Origin of the sequence: Pseudoalteromonas sp. 20-92 (genome assembly GCF_030847595.1) — a bacterium.
GTDB lineage: Bacteria > Pseudomonadota > Gammaproteobacteria > Enterobacterales > Alteromonadaceae > Pseudoalteromonas > Pseudoalteromonas fuliginea.
In genome coordinates this window covers 1-381 of sequence record NZ_JANJGQ010000082.1, presented here as the reverse complement: position 1 = coordinate 381, position 381 = coordinate 1, and the positions used below count along the sequence as shown (strand labels likewise).

The 381-nt window shown below is 39.6% G+C and carries 1 protein-coding gene; it reads right to left on the bottom strand.

The window, feature by feature from the left end:
* Positions 1–31 precede the first annotated feature (31 nt).
* A partial coding sequence (locus NRL14_RS20835; protein WP_306725522.1) for a transposase occupies positions 32–381 on the bottom strand: 350 nt, incomplete at its 5' end.

The window sequence follows — 381 nt, the reverse complement described above, 5'->3', positions numbered from 1 at the left end:
TAACAAGTGACTATGGTGTCAATTCCTAATTTTAAACCATTTTAGGATCCCACATGACACCATCTCTCACCATAGAATTTATGATTACTATAAGCTTTCTTATACAGGCAATAATAGCCACTTTTTTAGGTTTCCCTGCCGCGACTAGCCGATGATAAATAGCTTTAAATTTAGGGTTACATTGGATAGCTGACATCATTGCCATATACATTGCGGTTCTAATTTTTGGCCGTCCACCTCGTATCATCCGTTTACCTTGATAAGCACCACTTTCTCGATTAAATGGTGCAACACCAACTAGTGATGCAGCCTCTTTATTGTTTACACACCCAAGCTCAGGCATGTCACTAAGTAAGTTAAACGCGACAACATTCCCAACGC